Below are 24,388 nucleotides of genomic sequence, written 5' to 3' on the forward strand. Positions count from 1 at the left end.
TCATCTTTCTTTAGGTTTTTACTTTCAATTAAAGCATCTACCTCTATTTTAAATTCCTTTAATTGCTTCGCAACTATCGTATTTAAAACAGTCATTGGCAAAGCACAGTTAGCAGAAGAGCCAACAGCTCTAAATTCGAATTTATTACCTGTAAAGGCAAATGGAGAAGTTCTATTTCTATCTGTATTATCTAATAATAAATCTGGAATCTTACCTACTACATTAAGTTTTAAATCGGTTTTTTCTTCTGGAGATAATTTTCCTTTAGAAACACCTTCTAATTCCTCTAATACTTTGGTTAATTGTTGACCAATAAATACAGAAATAATTGCTGGTGGTGCTTCATTAGCTCCTAAACGGTGATCGTTACTTGCGGATGCAATAGAAGCTCTTACTAATTCTTCATTATCATGAACCGCTTTAATTGTATTGATGAAAAACGTTAAGAATTGTAAATTACTCATTGGCGTTTTACCTGGACTTAATAAATTAATTCCAGTATCAGTAGCTAAAGACCAGTTATTATGCTTACCTGAACCATTTACACCTTTGAAAGGTTTTTCATGGAAAAGTACTTTAAAATCGTGGCGTTCTGCAACTTTTTGCATTACATCCATTAATAAAGAGTTATGGTCAACCGCTAAATTTGTTTCTTCAAAAATTGGAGCCAACTCAAATTGATTTGGAGCAACTTCGTTATGACGTGTTTTAACTGGGATTCCCAATAACATACATTGGTTTTCCAAATCTCTCATATAATTTAATACACGAGTTGGAATAGAACCAAAATAATGATCGTCTAATTGTTGACCTTTAGCCGAAGTATGACCTAATAAAGTTCTACCTGTAGCCATTAAATCAGGACGTGAAGCTGCTAATGCAGAATCAACTAAGAAATATTCTTGTTCCCAACCTAAAGTTGGCGTTATCTTTTTAACGTTTTTATCAAAATATTTTGCAACATCTGTTGCTGCAGAATCAATAGCTGTTAACGCTCTTAATAAAGGCGTTTTATTATCTAAAGCTTCTCCTGTATACGAAACAAAAACCGTAGGAATACATAAAGTTGTTCCAAAAATAAAAGCTGGAGACGTTGGATCCCATGCCGTGTAACCACGAGCTTCGAATGTATTTCTAATTCCTCCATTTGGAAAAGAAGAAGCATCTGGTTCTTGTTGAACCAATTGCGTTCCACCAAATTTTTCAACAGGATCGCTACCGTCCATAGATGTTTCAAAAAAAGCATCATGTTTTTCAGCAGTAGTTCCTGTTAATGGTTGAAACCAGTGTGTATAATGAGTAACGTTTTTAGACAAAGCCCATTCTTTCATTCCCATTGCAATATGTTCTGCAATTTTTCTATCAATTTTAGTTCCATGCTGAACTGCGCTTTGAACTGCTTTATATGCTTCATCTGTTAAGAAAAGGCGCATTGCCTTATCATTAAATACATTTGAACCAAAAATTTTAGACTTTCTGTCTAATTCTTCCACAAAAACAGGTTTTCTACCTGATGCGCTTTGTAAAGCTTGAAATCTTAAAGTTGCCATAAAATGAAATTTAAAAAGTTTAACCCTGTTAATTTGCTGCAAATATACTCAAAATTATTAAAAAAAATAATTTGACCCTATTTTTTACAGGGGTCAGATTAAATATTTAATGATTTAATAAATTTTCGTAAATTTTCGTAAATTTTATTCATAAAAAAAGCTCAGCAATTGCTGAGCTCTTAGTTATATATAAAAATTACATTCCTATTTTAGTAATTTTCTTTTCATCAATATCATAATACTTAATTACAGCATTATAATCTTTTAGATCAACTCCATTAGCACTCTTATTTCCAAAATAAGCAGGTATAACAACTACTCTAAATACTTGGTCTAGTTTATAAGTATTTGACAAACTAGGTAAATCGTATCCAAACAAACTAACTTGTGCGTCATATTGAGTAAAGTCATTATCATAACCAAAATCTAGTGTTCCATCATTAAAATAATACATTTCCGGCATTGGTTTCCAAACATCGCCAGAAGAACCATAACTTGCTAAACGATATACTAAAACCATATCTGAAGCATAAATGGTATGAGGATAATCTAAAAACACACTATAGCTGTTTCCAGAATGAAAATCAACATTTGAATACTCAAACACTTCACTTATTGTATCGTAATCTACATTATCAGCTACAATAACTTCTTCTCTAACACAACTTTGTAACGTTATCATCCCGATAATGGCTACTATTAAGGTAATTTTCTTCATAACAATTCGTTTTTAAATTATATAGTTTTAATTATCCAATAGTCGTGCCAAAATAATTTACCTTAAATTTGCTGTAATAAAAAAAGCAGATAGAATGGGAAGAAATAACGAACGAAATATAAAGAAGCATAACGATAAATTGCACAAAGAACAAGATAAGGTAAAAGCTAAAAAAGTAGCTCGTGCTGAAAAATTAAAAGAAATAACAAAAAAATTCAACGAAAAAAAAGAGTAATAGAAACAAAAAAGCCTTTCAAATTTGAAAGGCTTTTTTGTTTGTAAACTAATCTTTTTAGAAGCCTAGACAAGCACGGCATAAGTAATTCGTAATTTTATTTTTCAAATAAAATTGTTCTTTTACTTACATATTTCGTCTATACTGACCACCAACTTCAAATAACCCAGAAGTAATTTGACCTAGTGTACAATATTTTGTTGCATCCATTAATAATTCGAACATATTTTCGTTTTTAATAGCCGCTTCTTGTAATAAGTTAATCTGCTCTTTTACTTTATCAGCGTTTCCTTGATGAAGGCTTTCCAATGTTTTAATTTGGAACATCTTCTCTTCTTCTGTTGCACGAATAACTTCTGCAGGAATTATTGTTGGAGAACCTTTTGAACTTAAAAATGTATTTACTCCAATAATTGGAAATTCGCCTGTATGCTTCAATGTCTCATAATAAAGTGACTCTTCTTGAATTTTACTTCTTTGATACATTGTTTCCATTGCCCCAAGAACTCCACCTCTTTCTGTAATTCTATCAAATTCAGCTAAAACAGCATCTTCAACCAAATCGGTTAATTCTTCAATAATAAATGAACCTTGAATTGGGTTTTCATTCTTAGCTAAACCTAATTCTTTATTAATAATCAACTGAATTGCCATTGCTCTTCGAACTGACTCTTCCGTTGGTGTTGTAATTGCTTCATCATACGCATTAGTATGTAATGAATTACAGTTGTCATTAATTGCATATAACGCTTGTAAAGTAGTACGAATGTCATTGAAATCAATTTCTTGAGCATGTAATGAACGGCCAGATGTTTGAATATGATATTTCAACATTTGAGCTCTTTCATTTGCTCCATATTTCAATTTCATGGCTTTCGCCCAAATTTTACGCGCAACACGACCAATTACTGCATATTCTGGATCAATTCCGTTCGAAAAGAAGAAAGATAAGTTTGGTCCAAACGCATTAATATCCATTCCTCTACTTAAATAGTATTCTACATACGTAAATCCATTTGCTAATGTAAATGCCAGTTGTGTAATAGGATTTGCTCCTGCTTCTGCAATATGATAACCCGAAATTGAAACCGAATAAAAATTACGAACATTTTCTTTGATGAAATATTCTTGAACATCTCCCATTAAACGCAGTGCAAATTCAGTTGAAAAAATACACGTGTTTTGCGCTTGGTCTTCTTTTAAAATATCTGCTTGAACGGTTCCACGAACTTGTGCTAACGTTTTTACTTTAATATCATTATAAACTTCTGCTGATAAAACTTGATCTCCTGTAACACCTAACAACATTAATCCTAAACCATCATTCCCTTCAGGTAAAGCTCCATTATAGATTGGTCTTTTCGTTCCTTTTTCATTGTAAATTGCTTTGATTTCTGCAGCAACTTCTGCTTCTAAACCATTTTCCTTGATGTATTTTTCACAATTTTGGTCAATAGCGGCATTCATAAAGAATCCTAACAACATAGGAGCTGGTCCATTTATTGTCATTGAAACCGAAGTTAAAGGATGACTTAAATCGAAACCTGAATATAATTTCTTAGCATCATCTAAACAACAAATCGAAACTCCTGCATTTCCAATTTTACCATAAATATCTGGACGAATATGTGGGTCATTTCCGTAAAGAGTTACAGAATCGAATGCGGTTGACAATCTTTTTGCTGGTAAACCTGCACTTACATAATGAAAACGCTTGTTTGTTCTTTCTGGCCCACCTTCACCTGCAAACATACGTGATGGATCTTCACCTTCACGCTTAAACGGATATAGTCCTGATGCAAATGGAAATTCTCCAGGCACATTTTCTTGTAAATTCCAACGTAAAATATCGCCCCAAGCTTGGTACTTTGGTAATGCAATTTTTGGAATTTGAGAATGCGAAAGTGACTCTGTATGCGTAGCAATTTTAATCTCCTTATCACGGACTTTAAAACTGTAAACTGGATTTTTATATTTGTTTACTTTTTCATCCCAAGTTTGAATAATTTGCCAATTGAATGGATCTAAATTCATTTTTACTCGGTCGAATTCTTTTACTAATAAAGAAACAAAATCTTTATTAGATTCGTCAGTTTTTAATGAATCTTCAACAATTCCCACTTTATCGTATTCGGGTAAATTACCATTTACTGATTCAATTGTTTTAAAAATTCCAAATAACTTTTGAGCAACTTCAACTTGAGTTAAAACCGTTTCATCATATTTACGATTACTTTCTGCAATTTCAGATAAATAACGCGTTCTATGAGGAGGGATTACGAAAATTTTCTCGCTCATCTCTCTAGTAATCTCAAAAGTAGATTTTAAATCAGACTCGGTTTTCTCTACAATTTTATCCATTATAGATTTGTACAACGTATTCATTCCTGGATCATTGAACTGAGAAGCAATAGTCCCAAAAACAGGCATCTCATCTGGATTTACATCCCAAAGATTATGATTGCGCTGGTATTGTTTTTTAACATCGCGAATAGCATCTAAAGCGCCACGTTTGTCAAATTTATTTAAGGCTACTAAATCAGCAAAATCTAGCATGTCGATTTTCTCTAATTGTGTTGCAGCACCAAATTCTGGAGTCATTACATATAAAGAAACATCAGAATGGTCCATGATTTCTGTATCAGACTGACCAATTCCAGAAGTTTCTAATACAATTAAATCATATTTAGCGGCTTTTAATACTTGAATAGCTTCAGCAACATATTTTGACAAAGCTAAATTAGACTGACGTGTTGCTAACGAACGCATATAAACTCTAGGATTGTTAATAGCATTCATGCGAATTCTATCGCCTAAAAGCGCACCACCTGTTTTACGTTTTGATGGATCAACAGAAATTAATCCGATTGTTTTAGTTGGAAAATCAATTAAAAAACGACGTACAACTTCATCTACTAAAGACGATTTTCCAGACCCTCCAGTTCCTGTAATACCAAGAACTGGAATTTTAGAGTTTTCGTTTTGTTTGTGAATTTTATCTAAAGTTGCTTTTGCAATTTCAGGAAAATTTTCTGCTGCAGAAATCACACGAGCAATTTCTCTTGGGTTTTTATTTTCTAAATGATCTGCTTCATTCGTTAGCTTATCACCAATTGGATAATCGGCACGTTTTACTAAATCATTAATCATTCCTTGTAAACCTAATGCACGTCCATCATCTGGAGAATATATTTTTTCAATACCATATGCATGTAATTCTTCAATCTCTGTAGGAAGAATAACTCCACCTCCACCAGCGAATATTTTAATATGTCCTGCTCCTTTTTCAGTAAGTAAGTCAAACATATATTTCAAATACTCTGTATGACCACCTTGATAAGAAGTCATTGCAATAGCATTTGCATCTTCTTGAATAGCTGTATTTACAACTTCATCTACACTCCTATCATGCCCTAAATGAATTACTTCACATCCTGTTGCTTGGATGATTCTTCTCATTATGTTAATAGCCGCATCATGCCCGTCAAAAAGAGAAGCTGCAGTAACAATTCTTACTTTATTATTAGGTGTATAAGGTTGTTGTTGTTGTTCCATGTGTAATTTTATATAAAATTAAAGCGTGCAATTTACGAATTTAATAATTTTTAATACACTCTTTTCAAGAGATTTTACAGCTATTTAAAAAAAGGCACTATCTTTGATTTATTACATATAAAATTAATATTATGAAAAAAATCACACTGAGTTTATTAGCCTTCTCTTTATTTGGATGCGCAGAAATGCAACAAGTTATGGACCAATTACCACAGGGAACTGTTGGTTTAAGTCAATTTGATATTGCAAATGGATTAAAAGAGGCATTGGACAATGGTATTGACAAACAAGTATCAAAACTTACCGCAACTGATGGTTTTTTCAAAAATGAAGCTGTTAAAATTTTATTACCCGAAGAATTGCAAACTGTAGACAAAAAATTACGTCAAATTGGACTTTCAAGTTTAGCTGATGAAGGTTTAAAAGTTTTAAACAGAGCTGCTGAAGATGCAGTAAAAGAAGCAACACCTATTTTTGTTGACGCAGTAAAACAAATGACGTTTACTGATGCGAAAAACATTTTAATGGGTAACAATACAGCTGCAACTTCTTATCTAGAAAACTCTACTACAACTGCTTTATATGGAAAATTCAATCCCGTAATTAAAAATTCATTTGCGAAAGTTGGTGCAGACAAAGTATGGACTAACATAATTACAAAATACAATTCAATTCCATTTGTTGACAAAGTAAATCCGGATTTAACAGATTACACTACAAACAAAGCAATGGAAGGTGTATTTAAAATGATTGCAGTAGAAGAGGAAAATATTAGAGGAAACTTTAGCGCAAGATCATCTGACTTGTTGAAAAAAGTTTTTGCAATGCAGGACAAAAAATAATAGCTAAAATTTTAATAATCAATAACATATAAATAACATAACCTTAACATTGATTTAGAATATTATTCTGATATTTGCAGTGTTAGAAAAAGAATATCTCATATTAAGTTAGGTTAGTTATAAAAAATATCCACGTCTCAGGGCGTGGTTTTTTTATTTAATATAAGATTATTTACTTTTTAAATATTCAATTACTTTTTTGTTGAAAATAGAAGGTTGTTCAATATTAACCACATGTCCACACTTTTCGATAATAAACAACTCAGCAGTTTTACTGTGATTTTCAACAACTTTTTTAACTGCAGGAAGAAACATATAATCTTCTTCTCCCATTACATATAATGTTGGAATGTTAATTTCAACTTGCCTAAACCATCTTAATATTGGATTTATTTCAGCGGTAAGTTTAAACCATTTAATAAATTCTTTTTGGTATAATTTTTTAGCCTCATTAATAAATAATAGCCTTGATTTTTTATGATTCTTCTTTGGCATGATAACAAATGCAAAAAATCTATACAGGACTAAATAAGGAAGAACATATTTAAAAGTATTTCCTAATTTCATTAAAACTTGCGAACGAAAATTCATTTTTAAGATAGCTCCTCCTAAAATCATACTCTGCACTTTACCAGACTGCATTTCGGCTAATTGTCTTATTACAATTGAACCTAATGAAATTCCAACAAAATGTGATTTTTTTATTTTTAAAAAATCAATAACTTCAATTACATCTTCTGCAATTGCTTTAAAAGTATACTTTTGTTTAAAGCCAACAGACAATAATTTATTTGAATTACCATGCCCTCTTAAATCAACTACTAAAACATTAAAGTGTTTTTGAAAATCACGAATTTGTTTAAACCAAATAGACGAACTACCACCAGCACCATGCACAAAGGTTACCCATTGCGGTGAAGTATTATTTTCATATACAGTGTAAGAAATCAAAAGATATTTTTTTTCAAATATAAACTATTTAAAAATTCGCAACACTTAAACATAATTTAAATTTTACTATGTAAAGTCTTAAAATAAGAGAACGCTTTTACTAAACGAGAACCATACCATGAAAACATTTCACCATCTACAAAAACTGTAATTGCATGGTGAGTGAATCTTCCAATTTCGAAAGCATGTTCATCTTTAAAAGGAAAAGGTTCAGAAGAAAGAAAAACATAATCAGGATCGCCTTCTAAACGAATTTTCTTCAACTCAACTTCAGGATAACGTCCTTCTTTAGATTCGTAAATGTTTTGAAAACGATTCAATTTCAATATTTCATTTATGAACGTAGTATTTCCAGCAACCATGTAAGGATTAGCCCAAATAAAATAAGCTACTTTCTTTAAAGGCTTATCTTGAATAAATTTCTGAAAATCTTGATACGCAAAATTAATTTTATCAATCCATTTTTGAGCATTTGTACGCTTATTGAATATTTCACCAAAATCATAAATCATTTGGTTATTATCGTCAATAGTATAAATATCGGTAACCCAAACTGGGCAAATTGCACTTAATTCGTCCACAATTTCTTTGGTATTTTCTTCTTTGTTACAAATTACAATATCCGGCTGAAGTGCTTTAATTTTATCAAATTTGATGTTTTTTGTTCCACCAACAATTGTTTTAGTAGATTTTAAATAAACTGGATGCACGCAAAATTTTGTAATTCCTACTATAAAATCTTCTAAACCTAAATCGACTAATAATTCGGTTTGCGAAGGCACTAATGAAACAATACGTAATGGCGTGTTTTCAAATGTGTGTGAAGTTCCTATTTGATCAACTAAGGTTTTTAGCATCTTATTTACTTTCCAAAATACTTTCCATTTCTTGTTGCAATTTCAATGCTTCTTCCCTAGCCTTTTCGGCAAAATCAGTTCCATTTGAAGCATAGATAATTCCTCGAGATGAATTAATTAATAAACCAACATTATCACTCATTCCGTATTTACAAACTTCCGACAAACTTCCGCCTTGAGCTCCAACACCAGGAACCAATAAAAAACTATTCGGAACAATTTTTCGTATTTCGGTAAAGTATTCTGCTTTGGTAGCACCTACAACATACATTAAATTTTCAGAATTTTTCCAATTCTTCGACGTTTCTAAAACTGTTTTATATAACTCCTTACCATCTACATTTTTTGTTTGAAAATCAAATGCTCCCTGGTTAGAAGTCAACGCCAGCATAATCGTATGTTTGTTTTCAAAAACTAAAAAAGGTTCTACTGAATCTTTACCCATATAAGGCGCAACCGTTACCGAATCGAAATTTAAATCTTCAAAAAAAGCTTTCGCATACATAGAAGAAGTGTTTCCAATATCTCCACGCTTTGCATCGGCAATCGTGAAAATTTCAGGGTGCTTTTCGTTGATGTAATTAATCGTTTTTTCTAAAGATTGCCAACCTTTTATACCATAAGCCTCATAAAAAGCAGTATTTGGCTTATACGAAACACATAAATCATGTGTAGCATCAATAATAGCTTTATTGAACTCGAAAATTGGATCTTCTAGTTCTAATAAATGCATTGGGATTTTATTCAAATCAACATCTAAGCCAATGCATAGAAATGATTTTTTTTGTGAAATGTTATTAGTTAGTTGCTGTGTTGTCATTTGTAGTTTGTTCTTTGGCAAATTTACAAACTTGAAATCAATTTACTTATAATTTTATAAGAATAGTCAGGAATTGTGTAAGAATCCTCTCTATAGTCTGTAATATCTTTGTAAAAGAAATAATCATTAACTTTGAAAGTATATTAATTTAAAAAGACCGTTTTCACTTAAAATCACTATTTTATGGATTCAATACAAGCTAAAACACATATTATTAAAGACTTATTTGCCTTTATACTAATTGTATTTGTGGCTTATATTTTACAAGATTTTTTAATTCCAATTGTGTTTGCCATAATATTAAGCGTTTTAATTTATCCAATTGTTCGCTATTTTGAAAAAAGGTTTTGTTTTAACCGAATAGCATCAATTACTATTGCAATAATAATTTTCACTACTATTGTTTTTTTCATATTTGCATTAATAGGTATTCAGTTTGAAGAAATAATGAATAAAAGTGACATGTATTATGCTAAAATAGGAAGTAAACTAACATCCTTAATTGAACAAACAGAACACTCAACCGGTTTAGAAACTGATGATTTTGTAGGCAGTAAAAATATTGAAGTTAAAGAAATAGTAAAACAAAATTCTGCCAAAATTTTAAACTTCATAACTGCTTCTGGAAGTATTTTAGGCGATTTTATGCTTTCACCACTTTATATGTTCTTGTTTTTATTATATCGCAATTTTTTAATAAGTTTTATATACAGAGCAACTGCTAAAATTAGCACAAAACAAAAAACACGATTTGTTTTAAAAGAATTATATAAAGTACAACAAAATTACATGTTAGGGCTTGTAATGGTAATGATAATTGTGGGATTATTAAACAGTATTGGGTTATTACTTTTAGGTATTGACTATCCTTTTTTCTTTGGTTTTTTAGCTGCTTTACTTTTATTAGTACCTTATATTGGAATCATAATTGGCTCAATTATACCTGCACTAATTGCATTGGCTACAAAAGATTCATATTGGTATGCTTTTGGAGTTATTGCAATCTTTAGTTTTATTCAATTTTTGGAAGGTAATTTTATTACACCAAAAATAACAGGTTCAAAAGTATCTTTAAACTCATTAGTTTCGATCTTAGTAATTGTTTTGTTTTCAATGCTTTGGGGAATTCCAGGAATGATATTAGCCTTGCCTATTACTGCGTCTTTAAAGGTTATTTTTGATAATTCAGAAAAATTTAAGTCTATTGGTTTTTTATTAGGTGAAGCCGAAGAAAAATACTTTAATAGTAAAGCAAAAAATAGATTAAAAATTTGGAAAAAAATTAGAAACAAAAAATAATACCAAAAACACTCTAACTAAACTCTCAAGGTAAAAAAGTCTTGAAGAAAAGTCAAAAATATTTAGTAATTCATTACAACCTCATGTAATTGAAAATTCAACTGTTTCAAATGATAGAACCCTAATTAGAATAATATCATTTTATATAGCGAAGATGTCGCGTACTAATTTATAATATAACTACAAGCTTTTCTTAAATAAGAGAAGTTTTTTTTATTTAAAACAGATAAACCAGTAGTGGGAATTATGCAAAACATTCAAAATATAGTATAACAAAATAACTTAAATGCTGTTGCATCTTTGTAATCTAGAAAACAAAAAGTAATTCTCAAATTTAATTCTCATGAAAAACAAAATTCAATTATTTTCAGCCCTTATCTTTTGCTTTGGAATAGCATCTACAAATATCCAAGCACAAATAAATGATTCATCAAATGCTCAAATTGGGGTTAAAGGGGGATTTAATTTTTCAAACATGTACACCGAAGATGTTAATGACAACAATGTATTAATAAGTTTTAATGCTGGTTTATATGCATCAATACCAATAACAAGCTCATTAGCTTTTCAGCCAGAATTTTTATTCAGTAGAAAAGGATCAGAACTAGTTTATGACAATGCATTTGCTGCTGGTACTGCAAAATTTAAATTAAATTATATTGAAGTTCCTGTATTACTTAAATTAAATGTAACTAAAAACATTAACATTCATGCAGGTCCATATTTTGCATACTTAATTGATGCGCAAGTTACAAATGAAGGTAACGGAGGAACATTTAATTTTGAAGACAATTTTAACAATGACGACTTCAATAAATTTGATTTTGGTTTGTCAGCTGGTTTAGGTTTTGACTTTAATTCAATAGGAATTGGAGCACGTTACAACTATGGATTATCAACAGTAGGAAAAGAAAGAAGTATTGGAGGAACGACTTATACATTTCCTGATGGAAAAAACAGCAACATTAGTGTTTATGTAGCAATGAAACTAAACTAACTAATAACTTTAAAAAAAGTAGATTCTAAAGAGATAAATTAAGTGTTTAATTATATAACAAATCGAAAGAATTATATAACAACTTAACGCTCAAAAACGAATAATTTTATTAAATAATTTAAAACTTTAAAAAAATGAAAAACTTAAAATTAACATTAGGACTAGTTGCATTGGCAACAGCATTTACATCTTGTAAAGATGAAAATCAACAAATGGCTCAAGATTCAGTAGCCTCATATGAAAAATATGTTGACTCGGTAAGTAATGTTTCACAAACAGAAGCTGCAGCAAATTGGGATGCTATTCAATCTGATCATGATAAAATGAAAATGGATGCCGAAAACACATTAGCAAACGCTAAAGACAAAGAAGCATTACAAACGGATGTTGACAATACATCAACAAAGTATGAAGAGTACAAAGTAAAAGTTGTTGCAGAAAAAGCAAGAACAGAGGCAGAAGGTTCTAAAATAACATTGCATAAAACATTCTTTGGTGATAAATATGTGAATGATGACATGAAATTTAATTGGGTAAACAAAGATAATATCTTAAGTGTTTACGATAATTTTTATGAAACTGTGAAAACTAACAAAGATATTTATTCAAGAGAAGATTGGGATGAAATTAAATTGACTTATGAAGCATTGGATACTAGAAAAAACACTGTAGAAAACGAAGGTTTATCAGGTTCTGACAATATGAAAATCGCATCTATTAAGGTGAAATTTGCTCCAATGTATACAGTTAATAGAGTGGGTTCAAAATCAGAAGAGAATGCAGAAGCTAAAGAATAATTTGTCATAATTAACAATTATACATCTCAATTTAGCAAAGTAGATACTTAAAAAAAAACAGCGAGAATTTCTCGCTGTTTTTTTTATTTATATTAAACTAGAAATTAATAAACATCGTGTTCTTTTAATTTCTCTGTATTGTTTACCAATTGAAGTTCGTCAATAAATTTTTGAATTTTACCATTCATAACTCCATCCATGTCAAAAACATCTAAACCAATACGGTGATCTGTTACACGACCTTGTGAATAATTATACGTTCTAATTTTTGCAGAACGGTCTCCTGAACTCACTTGAGAAGTACGTTTAATTGCATCTTCTGCTTGTTTTATAGCTAATTCTTTTTCATACAAACGAGAACGTAATACAATAAATGCTTTGTCCTTATTTTTATGTTGTGATTTTTGATCTTGACATTGAGCTACTAAACCTGTAGGAATATGTGTTAAACGAACTGCCGATTTTGTTGTATTTACCGATTGACCTCCAGGACCTGACGAACAAAAGAAATCAACACGAACATCATTCATGTCAATTTGCACATCAAACTCTTCTGCTTCTGGCAAAACCATAACTGTTGCTGCTGAAGTATGCACACGACCTTGTGTTTCTGTTTGAGGAACACGTTGTACACGATGTACACCAGCTTCAAACTTCAACGTTCCATAAACATCTTCTCCAGTAACTTCAAAAATAACCTCTTTGAATCCACCCGAAGTTCCTTCACTAATATCTACAACTGAAGTTCTCCAGTTTCTACTTTCACAGTATTTAGTATACATACGGAATAAATCTCCTGCAAAAATAGAAGCTTCATCTCCACCAGTACCCGCACGGATTTCAACCATTACGTTCTTAGCGTCTTCTGCATCCTTAGGAATTAGCATGAACTTAATTTCATCTTCTAATTCAGGAATTCTATCTTTTGCTTCATCCATTTGCATTTTAGCCATTTCAACCATTTCGGCATCAGAACCATCTGCAATTATTTCTTGAGCTTCTTGAATATTAGCATCAAGAGTTATATATTCTTCACGCTTCTCAACTAAAGCCTTTAAATCTTTATATTCTTTGTTCAGTTGCACATAACGTTTTTGGTCGGCAATAACATCAGGTTGAATAATCAAATCTGATATTTCGTCGAAACGTTGTTTTACATATTGCAATCTATCTAACATAATACTCTATTATTTTGGAGTGCAAAGTTAATTCTTTTTGTTTAAAGTAAATAATCTTTAATTTAGTTTTAAAGTTAATCCGCCTAAAAACTAAAAAATCCAGATATATTATAATAATACAAATTAAAATCAGTGAAATAAAAAAGACTTACTACTATAATATTGTAACTTTTTAAAGAAATTATATAAGACAATACCGTTTTAATAAATGCAATTTTACAAAAAGAAATTCCATGAAGAATTCAGTAAAAATAATTGCCTTAGTTTTTAGTTGTCTTTTCCTTTCTTGTAATGATAAAAAGGAAATTAAAAACAATAATAAACCTATAATAGAGAGAAACGAACCAAAAGAAGTAGCCTATACTTTTCAAAAAAGTAATGATTGGTTACAAAATGAAGGTACTAATTCAAAAGCATTAGATATCGTTTTAGCCATTAACCGTGTAGATGAAACGAATTTAAAAAAGTTAGACTCTATACTTGTACCAACAGATGTTTCGGGAGATGTTGCTTTTTACATGCCGTTTCCTTTGGAAGTAGTAACTTTAGACGAAGTTAAAAAAGTAATATTGTTTTCTTATGCTACGCAAGCTTTTGCTACTTATGAATATGGTATTTTAACGTATGTTGGCCCAACTAGTATGGGAAAAGAAAAAGACAAAACGCCAACTGGCTTATTTTTTACCAATTGGAAAGCCGAAGAAACAACGAGTACTTTTAATGATGAATGGATACTAAAGTGGAATTTTAATATTGAAAACAAACTAGGCGTTGGTTTTCATGAATATGAATTACCGGGATATCCTGCATCACATTCTTGTTTGCGATTATTAGAAAAAGATGCTAAAATGTTATATGAATTTGCTGACCAATGGGTTTTACAAAACGAACACGAAGTAAAATTAAAAGGAACACCCGTAATCGTTTTTGGAAGCTATGATTTTGAAGGTCCAAAACCATGGAATGCATTAAAAGAAAGACCAGAAGCGTTATCTATTTCTGAAGGAGAATTAGAAAAAATTATTTCGCCTTATTTGCAAGCTATTTTGAAAGAACAAGCGAAAAAAAACAATAAAAATTAAAATTGAGCTTAGTTAGCTTATAGTATAAAGGTTCACGAAAGTGAGCCTTTATTTGTTGATAACTATAATTGCAGCTTAATTAAGTATTTAATATTTTTGGTGTTAATATCTTGTAAAAACGATGTAACTAATAGCGTATATTTATAAGTTGTGCACAAGTTTAAAACAGAACTTACGAATTGAAAAAAATCATTTACATATTAATCCTTTTCACATTTAATAATTGTATTCAAATGACGGAAATTGACAAAGCTTTACTGATTAAAGACGAAACCGAATCGATAGTTAAAATTCAAGAAATACTTTGGAAAAAAACACAACTGTACGAAGATTTTGAAAACCTAAATGAAGCCGAAAAGACATTTCTTTACGTTGAAATTTTGGAAGCCGAAATAAATAATGGAGGTTTTGACCAATATTTCTTTAATTCAAGTGGAGATTATGCAAATGAAACGTTAGAATCTCTAAAAAAAATTGGAGCGCATAAAACTGCTAAATTAGTTGAAGAAGCATTTAGTTATTTTCCTGAAACTCCAATCCCTAAAGACAACAATAAAAGGCGTAAACTATTAGAAAATATTGATACAAAAACTTCCGAAAAATGGAATGAACTTGAAGATAAATTTTATCTTTATGAAGAAAACATTGGAGGCTTAGCATTAGAATATGTTAGACGAAACAAAGCTGAATTTAAATAAAACCAGTGCACAACAGCTGTTTTGAGCTAGCTGGAGTTTAGTGGAATTACCGTTTCGCATCAAGTTTTCGTTAAGCCGAAAATTGAGCGGTTACGAACTTCCAGCCACCTCAAAGCAGCAAAACGTTAACGTCAAAAAAAAATCCACTAAAGCGAGCATCTTATTTTTTCCTATAAAAACAAAAAACCTCCATCATTAAAACTTGCTGATTCTTTCATTTTTTCGTACCTTTTAAGTTATAAATAAATTAAAATTTAAAGGCTATGGAAACTACTTACAGATTTAATCAGGCCATAATGAAATTATACAATGCTTTTCATGACAATACCTTAAATCCGGAATCATGTACACAATGTGCCGTTGGCAACATATTAGACAATAATGACTTTTGGAAACATTTATCAGACAACCACGGTTCTCTACGGTTAAATTATGTAGGCTTAGTACACCAAAATTTAGGCAGACGATTTAATGGTTATACACCTTTAGAATTATTGCAAATTGAAACTGTCTTTTTAAAAAATTGTGGCTATTCACTTCCGTTGCACTATAAAGGGCACAAACCAAATAATCCAAGAGACAAAGAAATTTTATTCCATGGTCTTGCAGCTGTTGTAACACAGCTTTGTAAATTAGACAACATCCCAAATATTATGGATTGTTCGAAACTATTTGCGTATAATTTGGAGGATACAATACAAGAAAAATCAATTTTAAAAAATAGTGTAGAAATCGCTTAAACCAAAAAAACCTCGTTATTAACGAGGTTTTCTTTTATATAATTACTTTTTAGTTTAAAAAGTTAGATAATTTAAAACACCTACCAAAATAAAAAATACAACTCCTACTCAACTGAAAAGAGAATTGGAACTATTTTAACAAATTTTACATTTTATCTATAGACAACCTATAAGACATCAAGTAGTTTATTAAATTAATAATATTATAAATAGTTTTAAAATTGTAAAACCGACATTTAAACTGGTATAAGGGAAATCTCTTATAATGTTAAGTTTTCATTTTTCTTTTTGTTTTTCTTTTTCTTTTTCTTTGCTTTTCTAGGCAAGACCTCTTCAGGGAAAGGGAAAAGTATAGTAGAGTTTTTTTCTGTAGCAATATTTGCTAGTGTTTGATACAAACGCAACTTAATAGCCGATGGTGATTGATCAATTAATTTACCTGCTTCCAATAGTTTTCCTGCAGCTTGCTCTTCAGCTAATGCTAAAATAATTCTGGCTCTTCTAGAACGTTCTGCCTCTGCCTGATTGGCCATCATACGCCTCATATTCTCTGGTAATTGTATATCTTTAATTTTAACATCAATAATTTCAATACCCCAAATTTTTGTTTCTTGCTCAACAATAGCTTTAATATTCTTTCCCATTTCCTCTCTTTTAGAAAGAATTGTATCTAATTCCACCTTTCCACAAACATCTCTTAAAGCAGCTTGTGAAAGTTGTGTTATTGCAAAATTATACTCTTCTACCTCTAATATAGCTTTTTCAGGGTTATTTACTTTGAAAAATACAACTCCATCAATACTACATGGCACATTATCTTCAGTCATTACTTCTTGTGAAACGATATTAATTGTTATAACTCTAATATCAACAATTTGTATAGTCTCAACAAATGGTATTACCCATCTAAAACCTGGCTTTAAAAGACTATTATACTTACCAAATCTGAATTTTAAAGCTCTTTTATATTCAAAAATAATTCGTATTCCTGCTGCTAAAAATAACACAATAAGAATTCCTAAAAATATTGGAATGTTCATAATATAGTTTTTTTAATTAATACTAGCTAAGTAATTGTTTATCAAAATTATAGCTTTATATAAATTTACAAATATCATTCCTCATTTCAAAATAATATTCCTTATAAACTATACAATACATGTATATCAAGTATATAAAAAGTTACCTTTATATTTGTTTAGGTCTGGTTTTGGATATCCACCACAACTTTTGTCTGCAAAATGTTGTAGGCAATATTTTGCAAAAAAAAACGTTAATATTTATAAAACAATTAAAAACAAAAATTATGAAAAACTTAAAGAAAATTAAATTTAGTTTAGTAATGCTATTTGTTTTTACTACATTATCAATGTGTAGTAATGATGATAATCCATCTTCATCTACTAATAATCCTACTGATGTTATTAATATTGTAAATACCGGAACTTGGAGAGTTACTTATTATTATGACACAGACCACGAAGAAACAAGTAGTTTTAATGGTTACAATTTTACTTTTGGAGCAAATAATGTACTAACTGCATCAAGTGGAACAAATAATTATACAGGAACTTGGTCTGTAACCGACAGTAATAGTAATGATGATAGTATAAGTGATTTAGATTTTAATATTGCATTTAGTTCACCTTTACAATTTGAAGAACTAACAGATGATTGGGAAATTATTGAAAAATCAACAACCATGATTAAACTAAAAGATGTTAGTGGTGGAAATGGCGGAACAGATTATTTAACATTTACTAAAAATTAATACTGCATACAATTGCTGGGCTTGATTTTGGCTCGACTCCACTTCTTTTAAATGCAAAAGATTAAAAAACAAAAAACCTCGTTCATTACAAACGAGGTTTTTTTTATATAATCATGTTTTTACTTTTTCATTGGAATATTCTCCAAAACTTATAAAACAAATTTCCAATATTTTGAGCAGAAGAAATACTATTTTTTTAATATATGATTCAAAAAATTAAACTATTATCAAATTAAATTCATATTTTGAACCTTTTAATAAAATTTCTATAAAAAACACAAAACAAAACAAAGGTTGGAAACGATTTTTAGAGATTGTTGCTGTTTAATTATTTGATACACCAAACAACTATAGTTTATGAGACAATTAAAACTCACCTTTTCCCTTTTCTTAGTAATGTTTTTTGTACATTTTGGCGTTAATGCACAAGTACCCAACATTAGTTACGCGGGCAGCCCTTATTCGTTTCCAACAGGCACAGCCATAACGCCATTAGTCCCAACAAATAGTGGTGGTACAGTAACCGCATCAACAACAACAACAACAGTAAGTACTATTGCAAGTGGTAATGAAATTTATTATGGTGATCCTTTAGGTGTTGCCTTAGATGCTGCTGGCAATTTATATGTGGCACTTAAACATAGAATAGATTGGCAGGTCACGCAACAAAATAAAATCCTTAAAATCACTTCAGCAGGGGCGATAAGCATTTTAGCAGGTAGTGGCAGACCAGGTTCAAACGATGCAACAGGTACAGCAGCTAGTTTTTTTAACCCTTCAGGAGTTGCCTTAGATGCTTCTGGTAATGTATATGTGGGAGATCAATATAATAATAAAATCCGTAAAATTACTCCAGCAGGGGTGGTAAGCACTTTTGCAGGAGGTTTTAATCACCCTTATGGCGTTGCTGTAGATGCTGCAGGCACTATATATGTTGCAGATCACTTCAATCATAAAATCCGTAAAATCACTTCAGCCGGGGTGGTAAGCACTTTTGCAGGTAGTGGCACACGAGGTTCAACCGATGGAACAGGCACGGCAGCTAGTTTTGCATACCCTACAGGCGTTGACGTAGATGCTGCAGGTAATGTATATGTGGCAGATGATTATAGTTATAAAATCCGTAAAATCACTTCAGCCGGGGTGGTAAGCACTTTTGCAGGAGGTATTAATCACCCTCAAGATGTTGCCGTAGATGCTTTTGGCGCTATATATGTGACAGAAAATAGTCAAATCCTTAAAGTCAGTTTACACGGTTATAGCATTAGCCCTGCATTACCCACGGGTTTAAGTTTTGATGCTACCACTGGTGGTATTAGTGGAACCCCAACTAAGGGCACCCCTGCTACTAATTATACTATAATTGCCACTAATGGTGCAGGTAGTAGTAGTGTAGTGATTAGTATGGAAACTGTATTTCCATGTGCTATTGCTTTAACTCCTGCTTCACAAACCAACATATCAACTTGTTTTGGAGATAATAGTGGAGCAGCAAGTGTAAATACTCCAACAGGTGGAATAGGACCTTATAGTTATAATTGGGCACCAGGTAACCCAACAGGTAATGGTACTACTTCTGTTACTGGCTTAACAGCTGGTACTTACACTTGTACGGTTACAGATTCAAATAATTGTACAGATACTCAATCATTTACGATTACACAACCAAGTGCTATTCCTTTAACTCCTGCTTCACAAACCAACATATCAACTTGTTTTGGAGATAATAGTGGAGCGGCAAGTGTAAATATACCAACAGGTGCAACAGGACCTTATACTTATAACTGGTCACCAGGTAACCCAGCAGGTGATGGTACTACTTCTGTTACTGGTTTAACAGCGGGAACATGGACCTGTACGGTTACAGATGCAAATTCTTGTACAGCTTCTCAAAATTTCACAATTACACAACCGAGTAAACTTATTATTACTCATACTTCACAAACCAATGTAAGTTTTAATGGTGTGGATGATGGTTCTGCTTCGGTTCTTAATGTTTCTGGCGGAGTTCCTGGTTATACTTATTCATGGGCTCCTACTGGTGGGACGGCGGCAACTGCAACTGGACTTACTTCAGGAACCTATACGGTAACTATTACGGATGCTGGTGGTTGTACTTTAACTAAAAACTTTATAATTAATGTTAACTCAATTCCAACGGTAAATGTGCTATCATCTGGTTTAATCTGCCAACCTGCTGGAGGTGTTGGACCGACTCCTTTAAATCCAAATGGAGATGGTTGGAGTTCAATTTCCTCATCTGGATATTCAACAGATGTTATATTAGTAAACGAGATACCTAATAGCGAGATACCTTATAAAGCGTTACCTGTTCCATATAGAGAATTAGCCTCTGATTTAACTTTGGGCAATTGTGGCTATTCAGATATTGTAAGTAGCAATAATTCTGAATCTGGGGTTTATATGTATTCAGATGGGACTAATTTGTTATTTAGATTTCGACAAGGAAATACCTTAAATACTTCTAGAGGTTTTTCAATTTTAATTGATACCGATGGTAAAATTGGGAATACAGGCCCAAATGCTGACCCAAACTTTATCCAAAAAACAAACGATACAAATGGGAACCCAGGTTTTGAAATAGAAATTGTGCTGGAAACAAATTGGCAAGTTGCAATGTATGATGTAGATGGAACTGATAATCCATTTGTTCTTATGAGAGCTTACCCAATTTCTCTTCATCAACAAAGATCTGTTGAATTAACAAATAGCTGTAACGATCCAGATTATTTTATTGATTTTTATATAGTTTTAGCAGATTTGTATTCAGATTTTGGGATTACTTCTTCCACTCCCTTACGGTATGCTGCAACATCAGTATTAGAACCAAGACCTGCAATAGGAGGTTTGATTTCAGATATTAATGGAGGTGATACTTATGAAGAAATTATAAACTATCAATGTGGAACACCCATAGGCGCAGGACCAACAACTGAAGCACCATGCTCTTGCACAAATCCTCCAACAATAAACGGACCAATCACTTCTGGTACAAATGTTACAATTTCAGGAGATTGGATTGCTACAAGCCCTGAGAAACCACAAAATGCAACTATTGAAGTATTTGTAAATGGGGTATCAAGTAATACAACTGTAACCACATCTGGATCTGGTTGGTCAATGATTGTAACTGGACCATTAGTTAATGGTGATATTATATATGCGACAGCTGTAGCAACAGGAGAAGGAGTTTGTGATCCAAATCCACAAATGGAAATAGTTAATGATTGTAATTCAGGGAACACACCTGTTGAGCCAGTCATTACTTGTATTGGTAACAAAGGGATTACAGGATATGCAGACCCAAACAGTACGATTATAATATATCGTTTTCTAGCTCCACCAGCTAGTCAAACAGAAAATTTAGTTGCTAAAATTACTGCAGATGGCACAGGAGTATGGGGATGGGATGGCATTTTACCAGCAAACAATACTTTTGGAGGTATTTGTACTAGTGGAACTGGAGATATGCTTGAAGGAACATATAAAGTTAGTCAGTTAAATAATGCACTTTGTCCTTCTCCACTTTCTTCAATATGTTTAGATAGATCTGGAGGAGGTTATCCATTAAATGGAAGTTCGGTTGCACCCGTAATTATTACAGAGCCAATAGTATCGAGTGTTGGCATAATACAAGGTACTGCTTTAACCGGTGATATAATTAGGCTTTATATAAATGGACAACTCAGAGGAACCCAAGTAACAGCAGATGGTAATTACAGTTTTAGTGGTATTTCTCCTTTGCCTGCTGGAGCTTTAGTTGCAGTTACTGCTCAAGGAGATTTAAAATGTGAATCTGTTACAGCTACAAAAATAGTTTCGTGTAGTGTTTCTGCTCCCTTTATTAGCAATGCAAATAATTCAAACCAAATAGAAGCTGGGAATATAATAATAGGTTTATCTGAGGTAAACGGAGCGACTATTAATATATATGACCTTTCAGCTCCTACAGTGTCTTTAGGTACAGCTGTTGTTAGTGGAGGAACTTGGTCTTCTTCAGTAATAGCTACAAATGGTGTAACCTATTTTGCAACTGTAACTTCAGCTTGTGGAACAAGTTCAGCATCGCCATATGTTACTGCTTTAAACCCATCAACTAACCGTTGTGGAGCTTTTACTAATGCTCCTTACGATGTAAATACTGTAGCTATAAGTGGTACATTAAGTTCATCAGCTCCAAATGTTTTAATAAGTTTATACATAGATGGAGTTTTTATTATATCTCAAGTTACTTCTTCAACAGCTTGGTCAATTCCAGTAACTTCAAATGACCTTTATGGAGGAGGAATAGTAACTATTGGAATTAAAGAACCTGGGCTATTAGAGTTTAGATGTTCAGTCACTGAAGTAATAAATTGTACTTTACCTCCATTAGATATATCTCCGTTAGATTTAACAATATATTCAGGAGACATTGCAAATTTTACAATTTCAAATCCAGTACCTGGATTATTATATGCAATTGAAAGGATTAACCCTCCATACTATGACACTGGTGTATCAATATTTAGTAATGGTAGTAATTTTGATATTGCTCCAAACACAATAAATTCATGTAAAAGTGAAACATTTAACTTTCAAATTAAAGCTACAGATTTTAACGGATGTGAAGTTACAAAACTAATTTCATTAACTGTAAATCCAAGGATTAATTGTATTGCTTCAACAACATGGAATGGATCAAGTTGGTCATCTGGCTCACCTGATTGCTCTACAACAGCAATTTTTAATGGAAATTATAATGGTTCTGGGTTTGATGCATGTTCCGTACAAGTTAACACTGGCTCTACTGTTATAATAAACTCTGGCGTTATTACAGTTACAAATGAAATTAATATTGCTGATGATTATTCTTTTATAGTAGAAAATGGTGTTAATTTAGTTCAAATAAATGATGTAGTAAATACTGGAAAAGCGATCGTAAAAAGAAATAGTGCTCCAATTATTAGATTAGACTACACTGCTTGGAGTTCACCAGTATTAAATCAAAATTTATTAGATTTTTCTAATGAAACATTACAAAATCGTTTTTACACTTATAACCCTTCTGGTACTACAACACCAACAGCTTGGATTTCTGTTACGAATCCTAGTACAACAGATTTTAATATAGGTAATGGGTATTTAATTAGAAGTCCGAATAATTGGTCTTCAGTTACAGAATCTGAGTATTTAGGAGAATTTAAAGGTGTTTTAAATAATGGAACTATTTCGGTACCTGTAACCACGGGATATAACTTAATTGGTAATCCATATGCATCTGCGTTAAAAGTTTCTGACTTTATATCTGGTAACTCTGCATTAGGAATAGGTACTTTATATTTTTGGACACATACTGTTTCTGCAAATTCCGGAATATACCCACAAAACAATTATGCTTCTAGAAATAATTTAGGAGGTACAGCAGCAGTTGCTGGAGGAGAAATACCTGACGAGTATATTCAAGTAGGTCAAGGCTTTTTAACCAATACTCCAATTGACGGCAATATAATTTTTCAAAACAATATGAGGTCATCACTTAGTAATAATCAATTCTTTAGAACTAGTCCAAATACTACATCTGATTTGAATGAAGCGCATAGAATATGGTTAAATTTGAGCGACACAAATAATAATTACAACCAGATTCTAGTTGGATATATTGATAATGCTACGAATGCCTATGATGAAGGTTTTGATGGAAAATTATTAAATAATGCTAATACACATTTATATTCAATAATTGACTCTGAAAGATATGTAATTCAAGGGAGAGCTAATCCTTTTAACCAAAACGATGAAGTACTTTTAGGTTTTAAAACAGATATTTCTGGAAATTTTACAATTGCTATGGATAGATTTGATGGATTGTTTTCATCTTCTCAAGATATTTATTTAAAAGACAATCAAACGTCAATTGTTCATAATTTAAAGGAATCTTCTTATTCCTTTAATTCAATAAATGGCGAGTTTATTAATAGGTTTTCTATCGTTTTTAAAGATTCTAGCTTATCTAATGAAAATTCAAATCAAATATCATCATTAATTGTTTATATTGATAATAAAAATCTTATTAACATTAATAATAATAATAATAATAATAATAGTTTAATGATAAATAAAGTAGAGATTTTTGATATCACTGGGAGGCTATTATTCACAAAAGATAAATTATCAACTAATCATTTTTCAATTAATAATGATTATCAAAAAAATGTTTTAATCATAAAAACAACATTGGAAAATGGTTTAATATCCACAGAAAAAATAATTAACTAATTTAAATTCATTAAACAAA

18 protein-coding genes are annotated in these 24,388 nt (G+C 31.3%); 10 read left to right on the forward strand and 8 right to left on the reverse strand.

Features of this window, described 5'->3' with window-relative positions; genetic code table 11:
* Together UXY25_RS05065 and UXY25_RS05070 are read right to left on the reverse strand one after the other, a co-directional pair.
* The coding region (locus UXY25_RS05065; RefSeq protein WP_320814918.1) for a glutamine synthetase III at window positions 1-1,550 on the reverse strand (1,550 nt) is incomplete at its 3' end.
* A 196-nt stretch (window positions 1,551-1,746) separates the two neighbouring features.
* The gene (locus UXY25_RS05070; protein ID WP_320814919.1) at window positions 1,747-2,268 is read right to left on the reverse strand and encodes a hypothetical protein; all 522 of its coding nucleotides are present in this window, start codon (window positions 2,266-2,268) and stop codon (window positions 1,747-1,749) included.
* Between the two features lie 94 nt (window positions 2,269-2,362).
* On the opposite strand from UXY25_RS05070, the gene UXY25_RS05075 reads away from it, so the two are divergent.
* Window positions 2,363-2,503 carry a hypothetical protein gene (locus UXY25_RS05075; protein ID WP_320814920.1) on the forward strand — a complete coding sequence of 47 codons (141 nt, stop codon included), beginning with the start codon at window positions 2,363-2,365 and terminating at the stop codon, window positions 2,501-2,503.
* A 126-nt stretch (window positions 2,504-2,629) separates the two neighbouring features.
* Here UXY25_RS05075 and UXY25_RS05080 read toward each other — a convergent pair whose 3' ends face one another.
* A complete protein-coding gene (locus tag UXY25_RS05080) occupies window positions 2,630-6,058 on the reverse strand; it encodes a methylmalonyl-CoA mutase family protein (RefSeq protein ID WP_320814921.1) in 3,429 nt (1,142 codons plus the stop codon).
* Between the two features lie 131 nt (window positions 6,059-6,189).
* Here UXY25_RS05080 and UXY25_RS05085 point away from each other — a divergent pair, with 131 nt between their 5' ends.
* Entirely contained in the window at window positions 6,190-6,900 is a 711-nt protein-coding gene (locus UXY25_RS05085; RefSeq protein WP_320814922.1) for a DUF4197 domain-containing protein, read from the forward strand.
* A gap of 168 nt (window positions 6,901-7,068) precedes the next feature.
* Here the strand turns inward: UXY25_RS05085 and UXY25_RS05090 are convergent, their stop codons facing one another.
* The 3 genes from UXY25_RS05090 to pyrF are packed head-to-tail and all read right to left on the reverse strand — an operon-like array spanning window position 7,069 to window position 9,528.
* Window positions 7,069-7,851: an alpha/beta hydrolase gene (locus UXY25_RS05090; protein WP_320814923.1), complete on the reverse strand. Its 783-nt coding sequence runs from the start codon at window positions 7,849-7,851 to the stop codon at window positions 7,069-7,071.
* Window positions 7,852-7,907: 56 nt separating this feature from the next.
* Entirely contained in the window at window positions 7,908-8,708 is an 801-nt protein-coding gene (locus UXY25_RS05095) for a helical backbone metal receptor (RefSeq protein WP_320814924.1), read from the reverse strand.
* A 1-nt stretch (window position 8,709) separates the two neighbouring features.
* Entirely contained in the window at window positions 8,710-9,528 is an 819-nt protein-coding gene (gene pyrF, locus UXY25_RS05100) for an orotidine-5'-phosphate decarboxylase (protein WP_320814925.1), read from the reverse strand.
* Window positions 9,529-9,711: 183 nt separating this feature from the next.
* On the opposite strand from pyrF, the gene UXY25_RS05105 reads away from it, so the two are divergent.
* From UXY25_RS05105 to UXY25_RS05115, 3 genes are all read left to right on the forward strand, one after another.
* Complete coding sequence (locus UXY25_RS05105; protein WP_320814926.1) at window positions 9,712-10,827, forward strand: AI-2E family transporter; 1,116 nt, start codon at window positions 9,712-9,714, stop codon at window positions 10,825-10,827.
* Window positions 10,828-11,170: 343 nt separating this feature from the next.
* Window positions 11,171-11,824 carry a porin family protein gene (locus tag UXY25_RS05110; RefSeq protein ID WP_320814927.1) on the forward strand — a complete coding sequence of 218 codons (654 nt, stop codon included), beginning with the start codon at window positions 11,171-11,173 and terminating at the stop codon, window positions 11,822-11,824.
* Window positions 11,825-11,958: 134 nt separating this feature from the next.
* Window positions 11,959-12,621 carry a hypothetical protein gene (locus tag UXY25_RS05115; RefSeq protein WP_320814928.1) on the forward strand — a complete coding sequence of 221 codons (663 nt, stop codon included), beginning with the start codon at window positions 11,959-11,961 and terminating at the stop codon, window positions 12,619-12,621.
* A gap of 104 nt (window positions 12,622-12,725) precedes the next feature.
* On the opposite strand, the gene prfA is transcribed toward UXY25_RS05115, so the two are convergent.
* A complete protein-coding gene (prfA, locus tag UXY25_RS05120; protein WP_320814929.1) occupies window positions 12,726-13,799 on the reverse strand; it encodes a peptide chain release factor 1 in 1,074 nt (357 codons plus the stop codon).
* A 233-nt stretch (window positions 13,800-14,032) separates the two neighbouring features.
* Between prfA and UXY25_RS05125 the strand changes: the two genes are divergently transcribed.
* From UXY25_RS05125 to UXY25_RS05135, 3 genes are all read left to right on the forward strand, one after another.
* Window positions 14,033-14,881, forward strand: a complete 849-nt coding sequence (locus tag UXY25_RS05125) for a L,D-transpeptidase (RefSeq protein WP_320814930.1) — start codon at window positions 14,033-14,035, stop codon at window positions 14,879-14,881.
* Between the two features lie 233 nt (window positions 14,882-15,114).
* A complete protein-coding gene (locus tag UXY25_RS05130; RefSeq protein ID WP_320814931.1) occupies window positions 15,115-15,579 on the forward strand; it encodes a DMP19 family protein in 465 nt (154 codons plus the stop codon).
* A gap of 263 nt (window positions 15,580-15,842) precedes the next feature.
* Window positions 15,843-16,319, forward strand: coding sequence for a Na(+)-translocating NADH-quinone reductase subunit F (locus UXY25_RS05135; protein WP_320814932.1), 477 nt, complete (start codon window positions 15,843-15,845; stop codon window positions 16,317-16,319).
* A 260-nt stretch (window positions 16,320-16,579) separates the two neighbouring features.
* On the opposite strand, the gene UXY25_RS05140 is transcribed toward UXY25_RS05135, so the two are convergent.
* Entirely contained in the window at window positions 16,580-17,359 is a 780-nt protein-coding gene (locus tag UXY25_RS05140) for a slipin family protein (protein WP_320814933.1), read from the reverse strand.
* A 266-nt stretch (window positions 17,360-17,625) separates the two neighbouring features.
* On the opposite strand from UXY25_RS05140, the gene UXY25_RS05145 reads away from it, so the two are divergent.
* Entirely contained in the window at window positions 17,626-18,090 is a 465-nt protein-coding gene (locus tag UXY25_RS05145) for a hypothetical protein (RefSeq protein WP_320814934.1), read from the forward strand.
* A gap of 357 nt (window positions 18,091-18,447) precedes the next feature.
* Window positions 18,448-24,369, forward strand: coding sequence for a T9SS sorting signal type C domain-containing protein (locus UXY25_RS05150; protein ID WP_320814935.1), 5,922 nt, complete (start codon window positions 18,448-18,450; stop codon window positions 24,367-24,369).
* The last annotated feature ends 19 nt before the right edge of the window (window positions 24,370-24,388 follow it).

This window comes from Flavobacterium sp., assembly GCF_034111225.1.
Taxonomy (GTDB): Bacteria; Bacteroidota; Bacteroidia; order Flavobacteriales; family Flavobacteriaceae; genus Flavobacterium.